This is a genomic window from Kribbella kalugense, assembly GCF_004365875.1.
GTDB classification, from domain to species: domain Bacteria; phylum Actinomycetota; class Actinomycetes; order Propionibacteriales; family Kribbellaceae; genus Kribbella; species Kribbella kalugense.
In genome coordinates, this window is record NZ_SODF01000001.1 from 2,545,624 (window position 1) to 2,566,786 (window position 21,163).

The 21,163-nt window shown below is 67.8% G+C and carries 18 protein-coding genes; 10 read left to right on the forward strand and 8 right to left on the reverse strand.

Going from position 1 to position 21,163, the window contains the following annotated elements; genetic code table 11:
* The first annotated feature begins 4 nt into the window (after positions 1 to 4).
* The 3 genes from lipA (at position 5) to EV650_RS11950 (ending at position 3,077) form a co-directional block, all read left to right on the forward strand.
* Entirely contained in the window at positions 5 to 940 is a 936-nt protein-coding gene (gene lipA / locus EV650_RS11940; protein WP_134118257.1) for a lipoyl synthase, read from the forward strand.
* 14 nt (positions 941 to 954) lie between these two features.
* Positions 955 to 1,650, forward strand: coding sequence for a DUF4191 domain-containing protein (locus EV650_RS11945; protein WP_134118259.1), 696 nt, complete (start codon positions 955 to 957; stop codon positions 1,648 to 1,650).
* Positions 1,651 to 1,781: 131 nt separating this feature from the next.
* Positions 1,782 to 3,077, forward strand: a complete 1,296-nt coding sequence (locus EV650_RS11950) for an SAM-dependent methyltransferase (protein ID WP_134118261.1) — start codon at positions 1,782 to 1,784, stop codon at positions 3,075 to 3,077.
* Here EV650_RS11950 and EV650_RS11955 read toward each other — a convergent pair.
* Positions 3,074 to 3,529: an RDD family protein gene (locus tag EV650_RS11955; RefSeq protein WP_134118263.1), complete on the reverse strand. Its 456-nt coding sequence runs from the start codon at positions 3,527 to 3,529 to the stop codon at positions 3,074 to 3,076. The two genes, EV650_RS11950 and EV650_RS11955, sit on opposite strands and share 4 nt — an antisense overlap.
* 190 nt (positions 3,530 to 3,719) lie before the next feature.
* Between EV650_RS11955 and glnA the strand changes: the two genes are divergently transcribed.
* The gene (glnA, locus tag EV650_RS11960) at positions 3,720 to 5,144 is read left to right on the forward strand and encodes a type I glutamate--ammonia ligase (protein ID WP_134118265.1); all 1,425 of its coding nucleotides are present in this window, start codon (positions 3,720 to 3,722) and stop codon (positions 5,142 to 5,144) included.
* Positions 5,145 to 5,293: 149 nt separating this feature from the next.
* Positions 5,294 to 6,973, forward strand: coding sequence for a sialidase family protein (locus tag EV650_RS11965; protein ID WP_134118267.1), 1,680 nt, complete (start codon positions 5,294 to 5,296; stop codon positions 6,971 to 6,973).
* Here the strand turns inward: EV650_RS11965 and EV650_RS11970 are convergent.
* Positions 6,963 to 7,841, reverse strand: a complete 879-nt coding sequence (locus EV650_RS11970; protein WP_134118269.1) for an aldo/keto reductase — start codon at positions 7,839 to 7,841, stop codon at positions 6,963 to 6,965. The genes EV650_RS11965 and EV650_RS11970 overlap by 11 nt on opposite strands.
* A gap of 88 nt (positions 7,842 to 7,929) precedes the next feature.
* Here EV650_RS11970 and EV650_RS11975 point away from each other — a divergent pair, with 88 nt between their 5' ends.
* Positions 7,930 to 8,487, forward strand: a complete 558-nt coding sequence (locus EV650_RS11975; RefSeq protein ID WP_134118271.1) for a TetR/AcrR family transcriptional regulator — start codon at positions 7,930 to 7,932, stop codon at positions 8,485 to 8,487.
* Here EV650_RS11975 and EV650_RS11980 read toward each other — a convergent pair.
* The 3 genes from EV650_RS11980 to EV650_RS11990 form a co-directional block, all read right to left on the reverse strand.
* Positions 8,462 to 9,436 (reverse strand): RNA polymerase subunit sigma-70, encoded by a 975-nt coding sequence (locus EV650_RS11980; protein ID WP_134118274.1) that lies wholly within the window; start codon positions 9,434 to 9,436, stop codon positions 8,462 to 8,464. The two genes, EV650_RS11975 and EV650_RS11980, sit on opposite strands and share 26 nt — an antisense overlap.
* A 12-nt stretch (positions 9,437 to 9,448) precedes the next feature.
* Positions 9,449 to 10,411 carry a zinc-binding dehydrogenase gene (locus tag EV650_RS11985; RefSeq protein ID WP_134118277.1) on the reverse strand — a complete coding sequence of 321 codons (963 nt, stop codon included), beginning with the start codon at positions 10,409 to 10,411 and terminating at the stop codon, positions 9,449 to 9,451.
* 66 nt (positions 10,412 to 10,477) lie between these two features.
* The gene (locus EV650_RS11990; RefSeq protein WP_134118279.1) at positions 10,478 to 11,299 is read right to left on the reverse strand and encodes a helix-turn-helix transcriptional regulator; all 822 of its coding nucleotides are present in this window, start codon (positions 11,297 to 11,299) and stop codon (positions 10,478 to 10,480) included.
* Positions 11,300 to 11,419: 120 nt separating this feature from the next.
* On the opposite strand from EV650_RS11990, the gene EV650_RS11995 reads away from it, so the two are divergent.
* From EV650_RS11995 to EV650_RS12010, 4 genes are all read left to right on the forward strand, one after another.
* The gene (locus EV650_RS11995; RefSeq protein ID WP_134118282.1) at positions 11,420 to 12,433 is read left to right on the forward strand and encodes an aldo/keto reductase; all 1,014 of its coding nucleotides are present in this window, start codon (positions 11,420 to 11,422) and stop codon (positions 12,431 to 12,433) included.
* Positions 12,434 to 12,529: 96 nt separating this feature from the next.
* Complete coding sequence (locus EV650_RS12000) at positions 12,530 to 13,702, forward strand: EfeM/EfeO family lipoprotein (protein WP_202874471.1); 1,173 nt, start codon at positions 12,530 to 12,532, stop codon at positions 13,700 to 13,702.
* Complete coding sequence (gene efeB / locus EV650_RS12005) at positions 13,699 to 14,937, forward strand: iron uptake transporter deferrochelatase/peroxidase subunit (protein ID WP_134118284.1); 1,239 nt, start codon at positions 13,699 to 13,701, stop codon at positions 14,935 to 14,937. Before EV650_RS12000 ends, efeB begins: the two co-directional genes overlap by 4 nt.
* A gap of 39 nt (positions 14,938 to 14,976) precedes the next feature.
* Entirely contained in the window at positions 14,977 to 16,653 is a 1,677-nt protein-coding gene (locus EV650_RS12010) for a phospholipase C (RefSeq protein WP_134118286.1), read from the forward strand.
* Between the two features lie 55 nt (positions 16,654 to 16,708).
* Here the strand turns inward: EV650_RS12010 and EV650_RS12015 are convergent, their stop codons facing one another.
* The 3 genes from EV650_RS12015 to EV650_RS12025 form a co-directional block, all read right to left on the reverse strand.
* Entirely contained in the window at positions 16,709 to 18,580 is a 1,872-nt protein-coding gene (locus EV650_RS12015; RefSeq protein WP_238174164.1) for a glycoside hydrolase family 76 protein, read from the reverse strand.
* Positions 18,581 to 18,679: 99 nt separating this feature from the next.
* On the reverse strand, positions 18,680 to 19,636 hold the full coding sequence (locus EV650_RS12020; RefSeq protein WP_134118288.1) for an aldo/keto reductase: 957 nt from the start codon (positions 19,634 to 19,636) through the stop codon (positions 18,680 to 18,682).
* A 102-nt stretch (positions 19,637 to 19,738) separates the two neighbouring features.
* Positions 19,739 to 21,145, reverse strand: a complete 1,407-nt coding sequence (locus EV650_RS12025; protein WP_134118290.1) for a DUF2252 domain-containing protein — start codon at positions 21,143 to 21,145, stop codon at positions 19,739 to 19,741.
* Between the last annotated feature and the right edge of the window lie 18 nt (positions 21,146 to 21,163).

A 21,163-nucleotide genomic window follows, 5' to 3' on the forward strand; every position in this document is an offset into this window, starting at 1 on the left:
GGGCGTGACGATCGCCCCAGAAGGACGGAAACTACTCAGGCTCGAGGTGCGCAACGCGGAGACCCCGATCGAGCGCAAACCCGAGTGGATCAAGACCCGCGCCAAGATGGGCCCGGAGTACCAGGCACTGCAGAAGCTGGTGAAGTCCGAAGGACTGCACACGGTGTGCCAGGAAGCCGGCTGCCCGAACATCTTCGAGTGCTGGGAGGATCGCGAGGCCACCTTCCTCATCGGTGGCGACCAATGCACCCGGCGCTGCGATTTCTGCCAGATCGACACCGGCAAGCCGGAGGCGCTGGACCGCGACGAGCCCCGCCGCGTGGCCGAGTCGGTCCGCACCATGGGCCTGCGGTACGCGACCGTGACCGGCGTCGCCCGCGACGACCTGGACGACGGTGGCGCCTGGCTGTACGCCGAGACCATCCGGCAGATCCACGAGCTCAACCCGGGCACCGGGGTGGAGATGCTCGCGCCGGACTTCAATGCCGTACCCGAGCAGCTGGCCGAGGTGTTCTCGTCCCGGCCGGAGGTGTTCGCTCACAACGTCGAGACCGTGCCGCGGATCTTCCGCCGGATCCGGCCCGGCTTCCGGTACGAGCGTTCGCTGGACGTCATCACCCAGGCCCGCGACTACGGTCTGGTCACCAAGTCGAACCTGATCCTCGGCATGGGCGAGACCCGCGACGAGGTCAGCCAGGCGCTGAAGGACCTGCACGCCGCGGGCTGCGAGATCATCACGATCACGCAGTACCTGCGCCCCTCGGTGCGGCACCACCCGGTCGAGCGCTGGGTCAAGCCCGAGGAGTTCGTCGAGATGGACGCCGAGGCGACCGAGATCGGTTTCGCCGGAGTGATGTCGGGTCCGCTGGTACGGTCCTCGTACCGAGCCGGGCGTCTGTACCGTCAGGCCGTTGAGTCACGTATGAACGCCACCAAGTAACAGACAGGGTAGAGATGGCCAAGAACGACGAACCCGAAGAGAAGACCAGCCGGCTCAAGCAGATCGTGTCGGCCTACCAGCTGACCAGGAAGTCCGACCCGACGGTCGGTCTGGTGCTCGCCGGGATCTTCCTCGGCATCGTCGCCGTGTTCGTCGCGCTCGGGTTCTTCGTCGGGCCGAAGCTGATCTGGATCCCGCTCGGGGTCGCGCTCGGATTCCTGGCCGCGACGCTGGTGTTCGGCCGGAAGGTCGAGAAGGCGGCGTACAGCCAGATCGAGGGCCAGGCCGGTGCGGCCGCGTCCGCGCTGCAGACGCTCCGCCGGGGCTGGAACGTGACGCCCGCGGTCGCGGTCACCAAGAACGCCGACATCGTCCACCGCGTGGTCGGCCGGCCCGGGATCATCCTGGTCGGCGAGGGTCAGGCGAGCCGGGTGAAGAACCTGCTGACGGCCGAGGCCAAGAAGCACAATCGGGTGGCCGGTGGCGCGCCGGTGACGCAGATCATCGCCGGTCAGGGCGAGGACGAGATCGACATCCGCAAGCTGACCAAGTACGTGATGAAGCTGCCGGCCGTGATGCAGCCCTCGGAGATCACCGACCTGCTGCAGCGGCTGAAGGCGCTCGACGCCGTCCGGCCGCAGGTGCCGATGCCGAAGGGCCCGGTCCCGAGCAGCATGAAGGGCGCTCGACAGGCCATGAAAGGCCGCTGAGCGGACTCTGGGTGAGATGCCGGTAACCCGGCGCCTGCCCAGCCAGTTGGTCTGTTCATGACGTGTGTCGCGCTGTGGGGAGGCTGGTTCGCCGTAAGGTGCGACCAGGACGGATCGATACAGGGGTGTAGATGACGGATCTGATGCCGCCAGTGCAGGATCCGGTGCACCAGCCGGTGACCGAGACCTGGCCGACGCTGGCCCGGCCGCGCTCGAATCCGGTCCGCCGGTACGGCGCGGCCACGGCGATCCGGCTGATCGCCAAGGACCTGCCGGCCACGATCCACTTGGACAGCAACCGCTCGTACGGCCTGGGCGGACCGGCGATGCGCGTGCACCGTACGGCGGCGTTCCTCGACCGGCTCGGGCACGACGCCGGGTCAGGGTTCGGCGAGGCCTATCTGGCCGGCGACTGGGATCCGGAGCCGGGCACCGATCTGGCCGATCTGCTCGTCCCGTTCGCCGAACGGTTCAGCAACGAGGAGACCCGGCACCTGCTGCCGAAGTGGGCGCAGTCGCTGCGCTGGCTGGTCACCCGTTCGCAGCCCGGCGAGCAGGAGAACGACCGGGCCGGCGCCCGGGAGAACGTCAGCCGGCACTACGACCTGAGCAACGCGATGTTCTCGGAGTTCCTCGATCCGAGTCTGACGTACTCGGCGGCGTACTTCGGCGGCGATCCGACGGCCGATCTTGCCACTGCGTCGTACGACGAACTGACGGATGCCCAGATGCGCAAGCTCGACGCGATCCTCGACGCGGCCGGGGTCCGGTCCGGGTCGCGGGTGCTCGACATCGGCTGCGGTTGGGCCAGCCTCGCGATCCGCGCGGCCCAGCGGGGCGCGTGGGTGACCGCGATCACGATCGCCTCGCAGCAGGCGTTGCTGGCGCAGCGCAGGATCGCGGACGCCGGCGTCGGTGATCGGGTGCAGGTCGCGCTACGCGACTACCGCGATCAGATCGGCGAGTTCGACGCCGTACTGAGTGTGGAGATGATCGAGGCGGTCGGCGAGAAGTACTGGCCGGTGTACTTCGAGGCGATCGAGCGGCGGCTCGCGCCTGGTGGGGTCGGCGTGGTGCAGGCGATCGTGATGCCGCACGAGCGGATGCTGGCGACCCGGAACACCTTCACCTGGGTGCAGAAGTACATCTTCCCGGGCGGCCTGATCCCGTCGGTCAAGGTGATCGACGACGTCACCGCGCAGCACACCGGCCTGCGAGCCGAGGTCGTCCGGCATCTCGGCGGAGACTACGCGCGGACGCTGCGGGTCTGGCGGAACCGCTTCATCGAACGCTGGCCGGCCATCGCCGGGCTCGGCTTCGACGACACGTTCCGGCGGATGTGGGAGTTCTACCTGGCGTACTCCGAGGCCGGCTTCCGGACCGGGTACCTGGACGACGTACAGCTGCGGCTGACTCGGCGGTATTAGCGCCGAACGACGACTGTCTTGACGGCGAGGTCGTGGAGGCCGCGGCGGTCGCGGTCGAAGACGACGGCCGGGATGAGCAGGCAGATCAGCAGCGACCGCAGCAGTCCCCCGAGCAACCCGACCTGCTTCGCGTCCTTGCTCTTCAGGTTCATCACCCGCAGACCGCAGATCCGGTGGCCGATCGTCCCGCCTGCCAGACCAGTCAGGATCGCGGTCATCACGAAGAAGATCGCCAGGTGCGACGAGTTGTAGTCGTTGCCTCCCGCCCACATCGGCTTGCCGACCACGACGGACGCGATCAGGCCGGCGATCAGCCAGTCCAGCAGCAGCGCGAGCAGGCGGCGACCCCAGCCCGCCACCGAACCCGGGCCGTCCTCGGGCAGACCCAGCCGGTTACCCGGATAACGGAATTCTTCGGTGGGTCCTGTGCCCGGCTGCGCCGACGATGCCATGATGGCTAGCCTACGGACGTGCCCCGAGCCGGCTCCACGCGGACTCGGATATCTCAGGGCGTAGCCGCCGTACACCAGTGGGTCAGCGCGGACACGCTGGGCGTAACATCCGCGAAACATCAGGGTCACGACGGAGAAACCGGCGGGCCCTACGTTCGGATGCAATCTCTGAGCCACCCTAGGAGTACGTATGTTTTCCAGCGCTGAGGAGCTGCTCGCCTACGTCAAGGACGAGGGCATCGAGATCATCGATGTCCGGTTCTCCGACCTGCCGGGCATCATGCAGCACTTCACCGTCCCGGTGTCGTCGTTCGGGCCCGAGGTCTTCGAAGAGGGCCTGATGTTCGACGGTTCGTCGGTGCGCGGGTTCCAGCAGATCCACGAGTCCGACATGAAGCTGCTGCCCGACCCGACCACCGCCTTCCTCGACACGTTCCGCGGGACGAAGACGCTGGCGATCAACTTCTTCGTGCACGACCCGCTCACCGGCGAGGCGTACTCGCGTGACCCGCGCAACATCGCCCGCAAGGCGCAGGAGTACCTGAAGTCGACCGGCATCGCGGACACCGCGTTCTTCGCGCCCGAGGCCGAGTTCTACGTCTTCGACGACGTCCGGTTCGAGACCAAGGCCAACACCGGGTACTACGCGATCGACTCGGTCGCCGGCGCCTGGAACACCGGCCGGGTCGAGGACGGCGGCAACCGGGGCTACAAGGTCCGCTACAAGGGCGGCTACTTCCCGGTCGCGCCGACCGACCACTTCGGCGAGCTGCGTGACGACATCACGCTGGCCCTGGAGAAGGCCGGCCTGGTCGTCGAGCGCGCGCACCACGAGGTCGGTACGGCGGGTCAGGCGGAGATCAACTTCCGCTTCGACGAGCTGCTGAAGACCGCGGACAACCTGATGAAGTTCAAGTACATCGTCAAGAACACCGCCTGGGCGGCCGGCAAGACGGCGACCTTCATGCCGAAGCCGATCTTCGGTGACAACGGTTCCGGTATGCACGTCCACCAGTCGCTGTTCTCCAACGGCGACGCGCTGTTCTACGACGAGTCCGGGTACGGCGGCCTGTCGGACATCGCCCGCTGGTACATCGGCGGCCTGCTCAAGCACGCCCCGTCGCTGCTGGCCTTCACCAACCCGACGGTGAACTCCTACCACCGCCTGGTGCCGGGCTTCGAGGCGCCGGTCAACCTGGTCTACTCGCAGCGCAACCGCTCGGCCTGCATCCGGATCCCGATCACCGGGTCGAACCCGAAGGCGAAGCGGATCGAGTTCCGCTGCCCCGACCCGTCGGCGAACCCGTACCTGGCCTTCTCGGCCCAGCTGCTGGCCGGCCTGGACGGCATCCGGAACAAGATCGAGCCGGCCGACCCGGTCGACAAGGACCTCTACGAGCTGCCGCCGGAGGAGCACAAGGGCATCGCCCAGGTCCCCACCTCGCTGCCGGCCGTGATCGACTCGCTCGAGGCCGACCACGCGTTCCTGCTCGAGGGCGACGTCTTCACCTCCGACCTGATCGAGACCTGGATCGACCTCAAGCGCGAGCAGGAAATCGCCCCGATCCAGCTCCGCCCGCACCCGCACGAGTTCGAGCTGTACTACGACGTCTGAGTTAACTGAGACGTAGCTGAGAAGCCCTGTCCGGCCGGTCCGGACAGGGCTTTCGCTATGCCCTGGACCCACCTCTGGGTGAGGCGCAGAATGCGCTTGTCATCCCTCGGGGGGAAGTGTGAAGGGGGAACACAGTGAGGCCGTCAAACATGCGCCGGTCCGCCATTCTCGGCGTGATCGGGCTGGTCGGATCGCTTGCCCTGGTCGCCATGCCTGCTACCGCGGCGCCGAGCGCCGCAGCCGTTGCCGTCCACAACCCGCTGCTCAAGGAAGCGCTCGCCGAGGAAGAGGAATCGGACTCGGACGACCCGGCCCAGTCCGCGCTCTGCCAGTCCTACCTCGGCCATCCGAACCCGTACGGAAACCCGGCGCCGAACGTCGATCAGATCGTCGGTGACACCGTGGTCCCGGTGGGTTCGCAGGCCGGGTGCAGCGCGGCCCAGAACGAGACCACGATCGCGGTCAACCCGCGGAATCCGCGCAACATCGTCGCCGGTGCGAACGACTACCGACTGTTCAACGCCCGGGAGAACCGCAACGACAGCGCCAGCTTCGCGTACACGTCGTTCGACGGCGGACACAGCTGGAGGAACGTCGCGATCCCCGGCCTGACCATCACCGCGGGCGGGACCGGCGCGTTCAGCTGGTTCGACGGGTCCGGTGACCCCGTCGTCGCGTTCGGACCTGGCAACACGGTGTACTTCGCCAGCCTGGTCTTCAGCCGCTCCGCACCGCTCGGTGGCCAGGACGCGACCGGGATCGTCGTCAACGTGTCCCACGACGGCGGCTTGCACTGGGGCGGTCCGCACGTCGTCGCGATGAATGGCGTCAACGCGGACGGCACGCCGGCGGTGACCCACATCTTCAATGACAAGCCGTGGTTCGCCGCGGATCCGTCCAACGGCCGGGTGTACGTGACCTGGACCAAGTTCACCTACGACAACGACGACAACTATCTCGAGTCGCCGATCATGGAGTCGGCCAGCGTCGACTTCGGCTCGCACTTCGCGACACCGGTCCGGATCCCGCCCTCGCTGACCGGGTTCGCCGGCGGCATCACGCCGTACGACCAGGGCTCGAATCCGCAGGTCGGCAACGACGGCAAGCTGTACGTCGCCTACGAGGCGTCGGTCTGCGCGACTGCCGCATGTGACGCCGCGGGCGATCGGGACGCCACGGTGGTGGCGACCTCGACCGACCATGGCCGGACGTTCCGGCACGCGATCGTCGACACCAACTACGACTTCCCAGACACGCTGACCGCAGAGAACTTCCGGCTGAACAGCTTCCCGCAACTGGCCTACGACCGCGGCAACGGGAAGCTGACCGTGGTTTGGTCAGACGACCGCAACGGTCTGTACGACGCGACCACCGGCGCGTCCGTTCGGACCAACGGCGACAACGTGGTGTCCGCGTCGGGCAACGGCAAGAGCTGGTCCCGCCCGCTGGTCATCGGCACTCCACAGGACGAGTTCTTCAGCGCGGTCGCGGCGCGCGACGGCAAGGTCGCGATCGCGTCGTACACAAGGCACTACGACCGCAATGGGATCAACCTCGACTTCGCCTACTGGGCCGGTTCCGGTACCCAGTCGCTCAGCCGAGCCGCGACCCAGCGGATCACCACGGTCTCGGAGAATCCGCAGGTCCAGTTCCTCGCCGTCAACCCGGACGGGAGTGAGGTCCAGGGCGTGTTCATCGGCGACTACGCAGCAGTGGCCGTCGGCAACGACCTCCGCATCCACCCGTGCTGGACCGACTTCCGCGGCCGGCCCGGCGTGAACACCCCGAACCAGGACATCTACACCCAGAGCATCCAGCTCAAGCACTGACCAGGGCGTCGAGCTCGGCGAGGGCTTCCTCGTCGAGCTCGACGTCCGCGGTGCGGACGTTGTCCTCGAGGTGGGGGATGCTGCGGGTGCCGGGGATCAGGGCGGTGTGGTTGTCGTGGGCAAGGATCCAGGCCAGGCAGACGGCGGCCGGGGTTACGCCGAGCCGGGTGGCGAGGTTTTGTACGACGGGGTGCTCGGTTGGGGATGGGATTTGGTCGAAGGCTGAGCCGAGAGGGAAGTACGGGATCCAGGCGATGTTGTTGGTCGCGCAGAGCTGGAGCTGTTCTTCGGAGGAGCGGTCGAGGAGGCTGTAGGCGTTCTGGACGCAGACGATGCCGGCCGGGAGGGCTTGCTTCAGCTGCTCGGTGCTGATGTTGCTGAGGCCGATCGCGCCGATCAGCCCTTCGTTGCGCAGGGCAATCAGTTCGGCCAACTGGTCGTCGAGCGGGACGAGCTGGTCGCCTTCGGCGATCAGACCGGGGCCGTGGTCCGCGCGGCGCAGGTTGACCACCGGCACCTGGTCGAGGCCGAGTGACGTGAGGTCGAGATGGACCTGCTCTCGCAGTTGCTCCGGGTGCTGGGCCAGGGCGAGGGGCACCGGTGCGTCGACCCGGATCGCGCCGACCTTGCTGACGATGACGAGGTCGTCGGCGTACGGGTGCAGGGCGGCGCGGATGTGTTGGTTGACGGTGGTGTGGCCGTAGAACGAGGCGGTGTCGAGGTGGTTGACGCCGAGCTCGACGGCTCGGTGCAGGACCGCGCCGGCCGCCGCGGTGTCGACGTGTTCGAGTTGCATCGCGCCGTACCCGATCCGGGCGATCTCGTACGGTCCGAGCTTGACGGTGCCGCCGGGGCGTTGGGAGGTCATCAGCTGTGTCCTCAGGTAGAGTCGATGGAAGTGGAGGTTTCTCCACTTCCATAAACGACGATAGCACTAACTGGAGGTTTCTCCACTTATGCGGGCAGATGCTGCGCGCAAGCGCGAGCAGGTGGTGGCGGCGGCCGGTGACGAGCTCGCCGATCTCGCCATTGCCGCGCGCAAGGGTGAGCCGGTGCACCTGTCCCTCGACCGGGTCGCGGTCCGGGCTCGGGTCGGCATCGCGACGCTCTACCGGCATTTCCCGACCCGGGAGGCGCTGCTCGACGCGGTCTACCGGCAGGAACTCACCCGGCTGTGCGACGCCGCGCCCGGGATGGCGGCCGGCGCACCCGCCGACGAGGCGCTGCTCAGCTGGATGTATCGCTATCTCGACTTCGTCGACTCCAAGCGGGCGATGGGCGCCGATCTGCGCCTGTTGATTGCTTCAGGCGCCGTCACGCAGGCGGAGACCCGAGCACGACTCGCCGCGGCCGTCGCGCAGTTCCTGGGTACGGGCGTCTTGCGGTCCGACGTACCCCCGGACGACGTCGTCGCGGCGATGGCCGGGGCGGTGATCGCTGCTGCCCCGGACCAGCAGCGCGAGCAGACGGAGCGCCTGCTCGCCCTCCTCATTGACGGACTTCGCGCCCGCTGAAGACGTCCGGGAAGCCGAAAAGCGTTACCAGGTTGGGTTCGTGGTGGAAGGCGACGACCCGGGTCACGCCGGCCGCCGTGGCTGTGAGTACGACGACTCCGCTGGCCCGGAGGATGCCGTCCGGGTCTCGTTGGTAGATCACGGCTGCAGGTTGACCGTTGGCTGTGGTTGGGATCATGCGCCAGTCCCCCGGCGTACCGAGTACGTAGGTGTCGAGCATGTGCATGCACATCGCCCGACCTGCTTGCCATTCGCGGAACGGCGTTGCTTCCAGGGTCGCGTCCGTTCGCAGTACCTGTTCCAGCAGGCTCGCATCGGAGCGCTCGAACGCGGCGATGTACCCGTCCAGCAACGCCCGGGCTCGCCCATCGGCTGGTTCGAGCAGTTCCGCGGGCTCCAGGTCGAGCTCGTCCATCCGAGCGCGGGCACGTTGGAGGCCGCTCTTCACCGCTGCTGTGGTGGTGTCGAGGATTTGGGCGGTCTCGGCCGCGGAGAACGCCAGGACCTCGCGCAGGATCAGGATCGCGCGCTGACGGGCGGGCAGGTGCTGCAAGCTCGCGACCAGCGCCAGCCGGACCGATTCGCGGGCGACCACGACCGCTGCGGGATCACCGCTGGACGCGGCGATCCATGCATCGGGCAACGGTTCCAACCACGAGACTGTCGCATCCGGACGCGGCTCGCGATCGGACGGGCCGCCCAGTCCTGACGGCAGGACCCGGATCCGGCGCGGCTCGAGCGCCGTGAGGCAGACGTTGGTGGCGATCTTGTAGAGCCAGGACCTGATCGACGCGCGGCCTTCGAATCCGCCGTACGAACGCCAGGCCCGGAGATAGGTCTCCTGCACCAGGTCCTCGGCGTCGTGTGCCGAACCAACCATCCGGTAGCAGTGCGCCAGCAACTCCCGCCGAAACTGCTCGGCCTCGGCTGCGAACCGATCCTGCGTCATAGACCGTCTTCCTCAGGGCAGCAGGGCGAGTTTGCCGATGGTGGCTCGGGCTTCGAGTTCCGCGAGTACTTTCGGGCCGTCGGCCAGATCGTAGGCGGTGGGTCGACCAGGTGGGAGTACGCCGGCCGCGATGAGTGCGAACAGTTCGGTCATGAGTTCACCGAAGAGTTGCGCCTGGATCAAGGCGCCGAGGTTGAGGCCGATCAGGTGGAGCTGGTGCTTGTAGACCAGGTCCCAGTTGGTGATCGACGCTTCGCCACCGGCCAGTCCGTAGACGATGACGCGCCCGGTGACCCGCTTGGCGACGGCCAGGCTGGCCTCGAAGGTGGCGCCACCGGCCGATTCCAGTACTACGTCCACGCCGCCGGTCAGTCGCAGTACCTCGGCAGCTAAATCGCTCCGGTGGGAATCGAGGACGTGGTCGGCGCCCAGCGCCAGCACGGTCTCGTGCTTGCCCGCAGACGCGGTCGCGATGACCGTTGCGCCGTAGTGCTTGGCGATCCTCACCGCAGCCTGGCCGGTGCCGCCCGCGGCCGCATGGATCAGCACGGTCTGCCCGGCGACGACACCACCCAGGAGCTTGACTGCGGCCAACGCGGTCGGCCAGCTCAAGACCAAGCCGAGGGCCTGCTGCTCGGTCCAACCCCCGGGCAAAGGCATCGCTGCGGCCGCCGGCAACACCATGTATTCGGCGAAAGCGCCCTCTCCGACGCCGATCACCCGGGACCCGAGCTCCAGGCCAGTCACGTCCTTGCCGACGGCGACGATCTCACCCGCAGCCTCGAAACCGGCCAAGTACGGCGGCTGGGGTCCGCCTAGAAACGTGCCGTAGGACCGCGAGATGTCGACGAAGTTGATCCCGGCAGCAGCCACCCGGATCAGTACCTCACCTCGGCCAGGAACCGGCACCGGTACGTCGGTGACGAGGCGCAGGTCAGGTGGACCATCGAGCGAGGTCTGCTGCAAAGCACGCATCGGATTCAACTCTTCCTTCTCGGCGGTTTTACCAGGTAGACCGGCGTCGAGAAGCAAAGGAATCGGTCAGCTGAAAGCCTGGGTCCCGATCACGCGGAGAAGGTCGAGCTTTTCCCGGGCGTCGGTGCCCTCGAGCGGAAAGAACGCCCGGACCCGAAGGTCGGCCGCCGGGGTGAGCAGCGTCTCGCAGGTCAGGTCGAGGTCCCCGACCTCGGCGTTCAGGAAGCGCTTGCGCGGAAGCCGGCGTACGGCGACCTCGTGGAGCTCCCACAACGCCCGGAACTCCTCGCTGCGGGCGGTCAGCCCGTCGACCAGCTCGGTGATGTCGCGGTCGCCCATCCGCCGGGAGTACGTCGCACGCAGATCGGCGACGTGGGAGGCGGAGTGGACGTCCCAGTCCTCCTCGGGGAAGATCTTCCGGACCTCCGGATCGGTGAACCAGAGCCAGGTCAGGTTGCGACCGGCGCCGCCGCCGATGACGACATCGGCGAGTTCGTTCTGCCAGAGGATCTCGTCGAGATCTGTGCCGATGATGACCGGGATGTCGGTCAGACGGCTGACCAGCGCGAGCAGGCCGGGGCTGATGTGACGACCGGCCCAGCGCAGCGGCGGCGCGATGCCGGCCAGGTTGTAGAGATGGTCGCGCTCGTCCAGGTCGCAGCGGAGGGCTCGGGCCAGGCTGGCGACAATCGGCTCGGACGGGTTCGCACCGCGGGACTGCTCGAGCCGCGAGTAGTAGTCGGTCGACATGCCGGCGAGCTGGGCGACCTCCTCGCGACGCAGGCCAGGTGTACGACGGCGAGCACCGTCGGGCAGACCCACGTCGGCCGGGTGCAGCAACTCCCGTCGCCTGCGGAGGAAGTCGGCCAGGCCGTCACGATCGATCACACGTTCCATCATCCGCCACCGGCTCAAGGCTATCCAGGGACAACCTGTCCGTGGATGAAGTGGGCCTTCTCCCCGCCCGTCAACGCCGCCAAGGTGGAGACAACCCCAAGGAGGAAGAACATGCACTACCGCACTCTCGGCCGGACCGGTATCAAGGTCAGCCCCTATGCCCTCGGCGCAATGATGTTCGGTGCCGTCGGCAACGACGACCAGGCCGAGTCGATCCGGATCATCCACAAGGCACTCGACGCCGGTATCAACTTCGTCGACACCGCGGACATCTACTCGCACGGCGAGTCCGAGGTGATCGTCGGAGAGGCGCTCAAGGGCCGCCGCGAACACGTGGTCCTCGCCACCAAGTCGCATCTGCCGATGGGCGACGACCCGAACCAGCGCGGCAACTCCCGGCGCTGGATCATCACCGCGGTCGAGGATTCGCTGCGCCGGCTGCAGACCGACTACATCGACGTCTTCCAGATGCACCGTCCCGACCCGGACACCGACATCGAGGAGACCCTGTCGGCGCTGACCGATCTGATCCGCAGCGGGAAGGTCCGGGCGATCGGCTCGTCGACCACCCCGGCCAGCGAGATCGTCGAAGCCCAGTGGGTGGCCGAACGGCGCGGTTTCGAGCGGTTCCGCACCGAGCAACCGCCGTACTCGATCCTGAACCGTGGGATCGAGCGGGAGGTGCTCCCGGTCGTGCAGAAGTACGGGCTGGGTGCGCTGGTCTGGAGCCCACTCGCGCAGGGGCAGCTGACCGGGCGGGCGCCATCGGAGTTGCGGCGTACGGCGAGGTACAGCCATATGACCGATGAGCGGCGGCTCGAGGTGGTCGAGCAGCTGATCCCGGTGGCCGACGCGGCCGGTCTCAAGCTGACTCACCTGGCGATGGCGTTCGCGATCGCACACCCGGCCGTGACCTCGGCGATCATCGGGCCGCGGACGATGGAGCACCTCGACGACGCGCTGGCCGGTGCGGGCGTCGTACTGGACGACGACGTCCTCGACCAGATCGACAAGATCGTCCCGCCGGGCACCGACGTCGGCCGCCTGGACATGGATTACGACACTCCGGCCGTCCTGACCGCGACGCTCCGTCGCCGACCGGCTGCGGACCGCTCCGCCGCCTGAGGTGTCGCCCAACCCCGGGTTACCCGCGGTTTAACTTTCGGCGACGAGACCATTGGTGTTTGAGGCATCCCGCCGAGTGGGCTTAATGTCGTCCTCGTGCCGCCGACCGTGCGTTCGCGCCTCGCTGGTGCGCTTCCTTCCTGCGCACTCGCCTGTGCGCTCGTCCTCTCCGGGTGTGCGGGTCATGACTCGCAGTCCGAGGCGCTGACGGTCACCGTCTCGCGGGGCAACTGCGGCACCGGCTGGAGGACTCCGCACAGCGGCGCGCAGACCATCCAGGTCAGCAACGTCGGTACGGTGACCACCGAGGTCGACCTGATCGACCCGGCTACCGGCGGTGTGTACGCCGAGGTCGAGGCGCTCGCCCCGAACACCACCCGGCCGATGCAGCTGACGCTCGGCCGGGCCAGCTACGCGTTCCGGTGCCTGGCCGAGGACACCGACGCGGTGACCGGGCCGACGATCCAGATCAACGACGGTCCTCCCCCACCGGCGGCGGCCGTCCTACCCATCACCAACCAGGACCTCACCGGCGCGGTGGCGCAGTACCACGGCTATGTCGCCACCGGGCTCGGGACTCTGGCCACCAACGTCGCCGCGCTCGTGCAGACGCTGCGCGGCGGCGATCAAGCCGCGTCCCGGTCCGCGTGGCTGACGGCGCACCTGGCGTACGAGCGACTGGGCGCGGCGTACGACACCTTCGGCGACTTCGCCGACAAGATCGACGGGATGCCGGACGGGCTACCCGGTGGAGTACGGGACGCCGACTTCACCGGGCTACGGCGGATCGAGTACGGCCTGTGGCACGGTCAGTCGCCCGCCTCGCTGGTGCCGGTCGGCAGCCAGCTCGCCACCGACGTCGCCGGCCTGCGCGCGGACTTCCCGAAGGAGCGGACCGATCCGAACGATCTGCCGCTGCGCGCCCACGAAATCATGGAGAACGCCCTGCAGTTCGAGCTGACCGGCCAGGCCGACCAAGGCAGCGGCACCGGACTCGCCACCGTCGGCGCGAACCTCGACGGCACCCAGGCGGTCCTGAAGGCCCTCACACCACTGATGAGCAAGCGGTACGTCGGTTGGCCGCAGGTAGGCACGTGGATCACGCGTACTCGCGCCGTCGTGGCCACCGCGCATCGACCGGACGGGACCTGGATCGCGCCCAGCGCGCTCGATCCGCAGACCCGCAAGCGTCTCGACGCGTCGGTCGGCCAATTGGTCGAGGTACTCGCGCCGATCGCGGCGATCGGCGACGTACGGAGGACCTCGTGAGCGAGCCCGAAGAGACCGGCGGCACCGCACGGCGCGCGTTCCTGCGCGGCGCGTTGGGTGCTGGAGTGGCTGGGGTCGCGGCGACCGGCATTGCCCTGCACGGGCGAGGAACCGCGGCCGCAGCACCTGCGGACCAGCCGGCTGTGCCGTTCCACGGCGTACATCAGGCTGGGATCACGACGCCGGCGCCTCCGCACGCGGTGCATGTCTCGTTCGACGTGCTCGCCGCGAACCGCGCTGAACTGAGCGACCTGTTCCACACGCTGACCGAGCGAGCCCGGTTCCTGACGGCCGGCGGGACCCCGCCTGATCCGGGCATCTCGGCGCCGCCGACCGATTCCGGCGTACTCGGGCCAACGGTTCCCGCCGACCGGCTGACCGTGACCGTCGGGGTCGGGGCGTCGCTGTTCGACGACCGGTACGGGCTGAAGGCCCGCAAGCCGGCCGGGCTGACCAGCATGGTGACGTTCGCCAACGACCACCTCGATCCGGCCGAGTCGCACGGCGACCTGAGCCTGCAGCTGTGCGCGGACAACCGGGACACGGTGCTGCACGCGCTGCGCGACCTCGCCCGGCACACTCGCGGCGCGATGCAGGTGCGGTGGCGGTACGAGGGCTTCAGCTCGCCACCCCGGCCGGCCGGTACGCCGCGCAACCTGATGGGCTTCAAGGACGGTACGTCGAACCTGGACGTCAACGACTCGGCCCTGATGGACAAGATGGTGTGGCTGCAGGACAAGACCGACCAGCCCTGGACGGCCGGCGGCAGCTACCAGGTCGTCCGCCGGATCCGGATGCTGGTGGAGTTCTGGGACCGCGTCTCCATCAACGAGCAGGAGAACATGTTCGGTCGCCGACGCGACACCGGCGCTCCGCTCGACGGCAACCAGGAGACCGACGTACCGAACTTCGCCGCCGACCCGATCGGCTCGGCGATCCCGCTGACCAGCCACATCCGCCGGGCCAACCCGCGGACTCCGCAGAGCGACGCGAGTCGTATTCTGCGCCGCCCGTACAACTACGACCGCGGCGTCGACGACGTCGGCAACCTCGACATGGGCCTGATCTTCGTCTGCTACCAGCAGGATCTGCTGCGACAGTTCGAGACGGTGCAGCGGCGGTTGGCCGACGAGCCTCTGGTCGACTACATCCAGCCGGTGGGCGGCGGCTACTTCCTGATTCTGCCCGGCGTACAAGACGCCGGCGACTACCTCGGCCGCGGGCTGCTGGCATGAAACCAGTGGCCTGGCGGGTGTTCATCAACTGTGTGTCTGATGCGCAAGGAGACAACTGTGGTCCTCAAGCCACGTACCTGGAGTAAACGAACCCGCGCCGCGGCGGTTGCCGGCGTCGCGGGGGTCGGCGCGCTCGCGCTGATCGCCGCCGCCGGGCCGGCCATGGCTGCCGATGCCGGATGGTGGCACCCCGGCGGCGGGAACCCCGGCGGGGATCACCACCCCAAGCCGGTGACCACGGCCACACCGATCAAGCACCTGGTGGTCATCTTCGACGAGAACATCTCGTTCGACCACTACTTCGGCACCTACCCGAAGGCCGCCAACACCGACGGCACGAAGTTCACCGCCGCGCACAACACGCCGCGGGTCAACGGCCTGACGAAGTCGCTGCTGACGAACAACCCGAACCAGTACGACCCGAGCCGGCTGACCCACGAGCAGGCGATGACCTGCGACCAGAACCACGGGTACGGCGCGGAGCAGAAGGCGTACAACGGCGGCAAGGCCGACAAGTTCGTCGAGTTCACCGAGACTGACAAGTGCACCGGCCAGCCGATCCTGTACGGCGCGCCCGGCCTGGTGATGGACTACTACGACGGCAACACCGTGACCGGGCTGTGGAACTACGCCCAGCACTACGCGATGAACGACAACTCGTACAGCAGCAACTTCGGCCCGTCGACTCCCGGTGCCCTCAACCTGGTCTCCGGCCAGACTCACGGCGTGTACGCCGTCGACTCGGTGACCGGCCAGAAGGTCACCGACGCGTACACGGTCGCGTCGCCGGACGCCAACGGCGTCGGCACGGTCATCAACGACCCGGACCCGGCCTTCGACGACTGCGCCGACAACAACCACACGTCGAAGAACGCGCTCGGCGTGATGACCGGTAAGAACGTCGGCGACCTGCTGAACAAGCAGGGCACCACCTGGGGCTGGTTCCAGGGCGGCTTCAAGCCGACCGGTTCTGCCAACGGGTACTCCGTCTGTGGCGCGACGCACCAGAACGTCGGTGGCGCCGCGGTGGTCGACTACAGCCCGCACCACAACCCGTTCGAGTACTACAAGTCGACCAGCAACCCCAAGCACCTGCCGCCGACGTCGGTCGCCAAGATCGGCCACACCGACCAGGCCAACCACCAGTACGACCTGACCGACTTCGACGCCACCGTGAAGGCGGGCAACCTGCCGTCGGTGAGCTTCCTGAAGGCCGGCGAGTACCAGGACGGCCACGCCGGCTACTCCGACCCGCTCGACGAGCAGCAGTTCCTGGTCAAGACGATCAACGAGCTGCAGAAGTCCAAGGACTGGGCCTCCACCGCTGTTGTCGTCGCGTACGACGACTCCGACGGCTGGTACGACCACGTGACACCGCCGCTGCGTAACGGCTCCACGGACGCCGCCAACGACCAGGCCGCCCTGTGCGGCGGCAAGCCGGCCTCCGGCGGGTACGCCGACCGGTGCGGCTACGGCCCGCGCCAGCCGATGCTGGTGATCAGCCCGTTCAGCAAGACCAACTACGTCGACCACAAGCAGACCGACCAGACCTCGATCCTGAAGTTCATCGAGGACAACTGGAAGACCGGCGGTATCGGCGACGCGTCGTACGACAGCAAGGCAGGTTCGCTGACCGGGATGTTCAACTTCTGGCAGCGCCCGAACACCCGACCGGTGCTGCTCGACCCCAAGACCGGGGCCGTCACCAGGCACTGATCACCTAGCTACACAACAGGGCCCGGACGATACTGTCCGGGCCCGGTTGTGTTTCTCAGTTGTACGTCGCGGTCACGTGGTAGACGCGCCCGCCCCAGCCGTCGTCGGGGAACGAGTCCGACACCCGGACGTACCCGGTCTTGTCGGCGCCGAGGTACGGCGTGAGGTCGAACGTCCGCGCGGCCTTGTTCTCACCGTCGTGGTACGGGTTGGTCTCCGTCGCCACCGTGGTCCACTGCTGCCCGTCACCACTGACCTGTACGGCGAACTCGTTGTCGATGGTCAGCGTTGCGGACGCCGACGTTGCGTCGGACGGGAACGGGAAGCGGTAGACGAAGTACGAGTGCCCGTCGGCGAACCTGTTCTGTACGCCGTTGCTCTGCGAACCGTCCGCGTCGTACAGCCACGGGGTCTCGGCCGCCGTACCGGTGTCGAAGTCGGCGGTGTGCGCGACCAGGATGTCGGAGCGCGTACTGAACGACAGCTGCGATCCGGACGTCGCCGTCGCAGTCACCGAGTAGCGACCATCCGGCGTACCGGCCGGAATCGTCACGTCGAGCTGGGCCGAGGTGTGCACGGGTACGGCGTTACCGTGCGGGCGAAGCGTGACATTGGTTCGCGCCGGAGTCACGGTCCAGCCCGCAGGGGCCGTCGCTCGTACGGCGACCTGGAGGGGCTCATGACCCGTCGCCTGCAGCTGGACGGTCACCTTGACATGAGTCGCACCGGCGGCTGCTGGCATCACGACTGGCAGGGCCGGATCGGTTGTCGCGGACAACGACCGTGTCGGCTGCGAGGTCGGTACGGCGGCGATCAGGGCGCTGAGGGCACTGGCCTGAGTACGCCAGTCGAAGACGTTCGGGTCGGCGCCGGCCCACCGCTCCCCCAGCCGGTCGGCCGCGTCCCGGGCGTTGTTCCAGACCGTGGCCGCCTGGGACGCGACGAAGTCCGTGTAGCGGTGGTCGTGCGTGGTGTCGGCGAGGTCCATCCAGTAGCGCATGAAGATGCCCTTGAACTGCTTGCCGTTGTCATCACACGTGCTGCCGGGCGCGTCGCAGTGCTCGGTCAGGACGCCGTCGGTGACCAGTCCGCCCGGAGCGATCGCCGCGTCGGCCAATCGCCGTACCGTGGTCAAAAGCTTCGGGTTGTGGGTTGCCCTGTAGAGCTCGAGACCTGCACCGATCGCCAGGCCCTGGTTGTAGCTCCAGACCGTGTCGCCGTTGCTCGTGCAGTCGTCCTTCAGGCCGTCGTTGACCAGGCCGGCGGAGTTGATCATGCCGCTGCCGGTGAACCAGTTCCAGCCTTCCTGGGCGCGGCCGAGCCAGCGCTTGTCGTGCGGCATCCGGTTGTGCAGCTCGGCGGTCAGACGGATCCAGAGCCCGTTGGTGACCGCGTTCTTGTACGTACGCTCGGCGTTCCACCAGACACCGCCGCCACACGTGCTCGGGTCCCAGTAACCCTCGACGTACTCCGCGATCTTGACCGCCATGTCGAGGTACTTGCGGTTCTTGGTCAGGTCGTACGCCTGGATCCAGGTCAGGCCCCACCACTCGGAGTCATCGATGGCGCGGCTGGTGAAGTTGCCGAGCAGCGGATCGCCGGACAGGTAGCCGGGCGGGAACACGCCCTTGTCCTTCTCGAAAGTGTTGTCCAGCTGGGGCAGGTAGCGGCGGTCGCCGGTGCGCTGCATGTAGTCGCCGATGGTCTGCAACGCGACCGCGGAGTTCCACCAGCTGGAGGGGAACCACGCTTTGGTCGGCTCGTACGAACTCATCAGCTCGTCGGCGGCGACGCGGGCTCGGGCGGTGGCGGTAGGTCCGTCCACCGGCGCCGGGCCGGCGCCGGCCGTCGAGGGAGAGGCCAGCGCAACGGTCACCAGGACCGCGCTGGCGAGCAGGACATGCAAACTTCGGGCGGGTCGATTCACGACGATGCATCTCCAAAGTTGGAAACGTTTCACCAGGCTTTTGGAGATGTATCGTCGTCGCACCCGACAACGATGTCAATGCCGCAACAGCGGCAAGATTCAGGCGAGGATCGCGGCGATCTCGTCCAGTTGCGCCGGCGTCAGCGGACCGTGCTGGAGAGCGCCCGCGTTCTCCTCGACCTGAGCGACCGTCTTGAAGCCGGGGATCGGGATGAACGCCTCGCTACGGGCCCAGAGCCAGCCGAGCGCGCCCTGCGCGAGCGTCCGGTCGCCGGAGGTGAGCACGTCGCGGATCGCGTCGAGACGGCGGAGCGACTCGGCCTGATCGCCGGTGGAGAAGTTCCAGCCGTGGCGTACGTCGTCAGCCGGCAGCGTGCTGTCCTGGGTGAATTTGCCGGTCAGCAGACCCATCCCGAGCGGACCTCGGACGATGCTCGCGAGGCCCTTGTCTTCGCAGAGTGCGAGGACGTCGGCGTTGCCTCCGAACACGTTGAAGTGTTGCTGGATCGCCTTGCAATTCGGGCTTTTCGCGAACAGAGCGGCCCGCTCCGGGTCGTCCGTGCTCCAGCCGATCGCCCGGACCTTGCCGGCGGCAACCAGTTCCTCGAAGACCGCGAGTACGTCGTCCGCCTTGGCCAGGTCGTAGCCGCCGAGGTGGAACTGGTACAGATCGATCCGGTCCGTCCGGAGCCGGCGGAGCGACTCGTCACAGGCCCAGCGGATGTAGTCCGGGTCACCGTTCTCGCCCGGCGCCTCGCGGGTCTCCTCGACGTACGTGTAGCCGGCCTTGGACGCGATCACGATGTCGTCCCGGACGTCCCCGAGCGCGTCCGCGATCAGCTTCTCGCTGTGCCCACACCCGTACACGTCAGCGGTGTCGAAGAACGTCACGCCCAGCTCGTACGCCCGCCGCAACGCCCGCTTCGACTCCCCGTCATCGATCACACCCCACCCCACCGGACTCCCCTGCCGAGCATGAGGTCCCCCGATCGCCCAACACCCCATACCGAGCCCACTGACCACCGGCCCACCATCACCGAGCGAACGCCGAGTCATGCCAACCTCCGTCGAACGGGAACGTTTCCAGCCACCAGATCACGCCCCCGCCCCACAGTCCAACAGATGTTCCTACTGACCCCCACAACTCCCAGCAATGAGTCAGACCCCTTCACGGGCCTGCACGCGGCCGGACTGGACCGCTTCGGCGAAGGTCTTGTGGTCTTGGGAGTTTTGGTCGGCGTACGTCGTGGCGAAGGTGGTTATTGCTTCGTCGAAGCGGGGGGATTTGCCTAGGTAGGCGGCTAGGGCGAAGCGGTCGCCGGAGCGGGCGTGGGCTCGGGCGAGGGTCCAGCCGCAGAGGCGCGCGTACAGGGTCATGGCTTCGGGGGTGAGGGTCTCGATGTCGGCGGAGAGTTTCCAGTCGCGGAGTTGGCGGACGTAGTAGTCCTGCTCGCCGTCGGCGGTGTCGGCGCGGAGCCAGCCGAGGAAGATGTCGCTGGCGGCCTGCATCAGGCGCTGGCCGACGACCACCCGCTCGCCTTGGTTCACATGCTCCGAGGGACCGGCGTACGACGACAACGCCGACGGCCCGGCCTGTTTGGCCTGGAGGAGCAGCGCCTCGTCTGCCACCGTCGACTCGAGCAGCATGATCCACGCCCGCGTTCCGACGCTGCCCACGCCGACCACCTTGTGCGCGACATCGGTGAGGCGGAAGTGGTCGAGCAGGTGGCGGCGATCCTGCTGCAGGGTCTCGCGGTACCCGGCGATCAGATCCTGCATTTGCGCGAGCAGCTCCGCGCCGTCGAGGTCGGTCAGTTCGTCCATCGGTACGACGAGCGGCGGGTTCGAGACGATCCGGCGGCGGCCGTCGATCGTCGTGGTGAGCTTCCCGATCGCCTGCATACTGTCGCGGGTGTACGCCTTGGAAAGCATCCCCCGGGCCGCCTTAAGCCCCTTCCGCTCCCCCGACGGCAGCGTCGCCTTCAGCCGCTTGGCCGACTCCTCGACGTCCAACCGCGCGTACCAGACCTCAAGAATCGGCTGGCCGGCGAACTCGCGCATCGCCTCGCGATAGCTGCGTACGGCGGTCAGCACGATCTCGCGACACTCCTTGGCGCTGAACCCGTTGTCCTGCGCGGCCACCACGAAACTGGTCGCAAGCCGCTTCACGTCCCACTCGAACGGTCCGGGCAGCGTCTCGTCGAAGTCGTTGATGTCGAACACGAGCCGCCGCTCAGGAGACGCGTACGCACCGAAGTTCGACAGATGGGCGTCGCCCGACAGCTGGACCGACAAACCGGTCGGCGTGGACTGGGCGAGGTCGGCGGCCATCACCAAAGCCGCGCCGCGGTAGAAGGTGAACGGCGAAACCAGCATCCGGCCGTTCCGGATCGGCACCAGCTCCGGGACGCGCCCGTCGGCCTGGGTGAGCAGCAACCCGACCGGATCCCGCTTCGGGTCCAGCCGTACTTCGGCGTGCGACTCGAGCGGCACCACCTTCCGCACGGCCTTCCCGCGCGCCGCCCGCTCCTCCGCAGTCAGTTGCTCATCCAGTCGCGCGTTCATCAAGCCAGCCTGGCCCCT

Excerpts from the sequence above, each read along its gene's own strand:
- EV650_RS11945 (WP_134118259.1), top strand. The coding sequence starts at position 955 with ATGGCCAAGAACGACGAACCCGAAGAGAAGACCAGCCGGCTCAAGCAG.
- EV650_RS11950 (WP_134118261.1), top strand. The coding sequence starts at position 1,782 with ATGACGGATCTGATGCCGCCAGTGCAGGATCCGGTGCACCAGCCGGTG.
- EV650_RS11955 (WP_134118263.1), bottom strand. The coding sequence starts at position 3,529 with ATGGCATCGTCGGCGCAGCCGGGCACAGGACCCACCGAAGAATTCCGT.
- glnA (WP_134118265.1), top strand. The coding sequence starts at position 3,720 with ATGTTTTCCAGCGCTGAGGAGCTGCTCGCCTACGTCAAGGACGAGGGC.
- EV650_RS11965 (WP_134118267.1), top strand. The coding sequence starts at position 5,294 with ATGCGCCGGTCCGCCATTCTCGGCGTGATCGGGCTGGTCGGATCGCTT.
- EV650_RS11970 (WP_134118269.1), bottom strand. The coding sequence starts at position 7,841 with ATGACCTCCCAACGCCCCGGCGGCACCGTCAAGCTCGGACCGTACGAG.
- EV650_RS11975 (WP_134118271.1), top strand. The coding sequence starts at position 7,930 with ATGCGGGCAGATGCTGCGCGCAAGCGCGAGCAGGTGGTGGCGGCGGCC.
- EV650_RS11980 (WP_134118274.1), bottom strand. The coding sequence starts at position 9,436 with ATGACGCAGGATCGGTTCGCAGCCGAGGCCGAGCAGTTTCGGCGGGAG.
- EV650_RS11985 (WP_134118277.1), bottom strand. The coding sequence starts at position 10,411 with ATGCGTGCTTTGCAGCAGACCTCGCTCGATGGTCCACCTGACCTGCGC.
- EV650_RS11995 (WP_134118282.1), top strand. The coding sequence starts at position 11,420 with ATGCACTACCGCACTCTCGGCCGGACCGGTATCAAGGTCAGCCCCTAT.
- EV650_RS12010 (WP_134118286.1), top strand. The coding sequence starts at position 14,977 with ATGCGCAAGGAGACAACTGTGGTCCTCAAGCCACGTACCTGGAGTAAA.
- EV650_RS12020 (WP_134118288.1), bottom strand. The coding sequence starts at position 19,636 with ATGACTCGGCGTTCGCTCGGTGATGGTGGGCCGGTGGTCAGTGGGCTC.
- EV650_RS12025 (WP_134118290.1), bottom strand. The coding sequence starts at position 21,145 with ATGAACGCGCGACTGGATGAGCAACTGACTGCGGAGGAGCGGGCGGCG.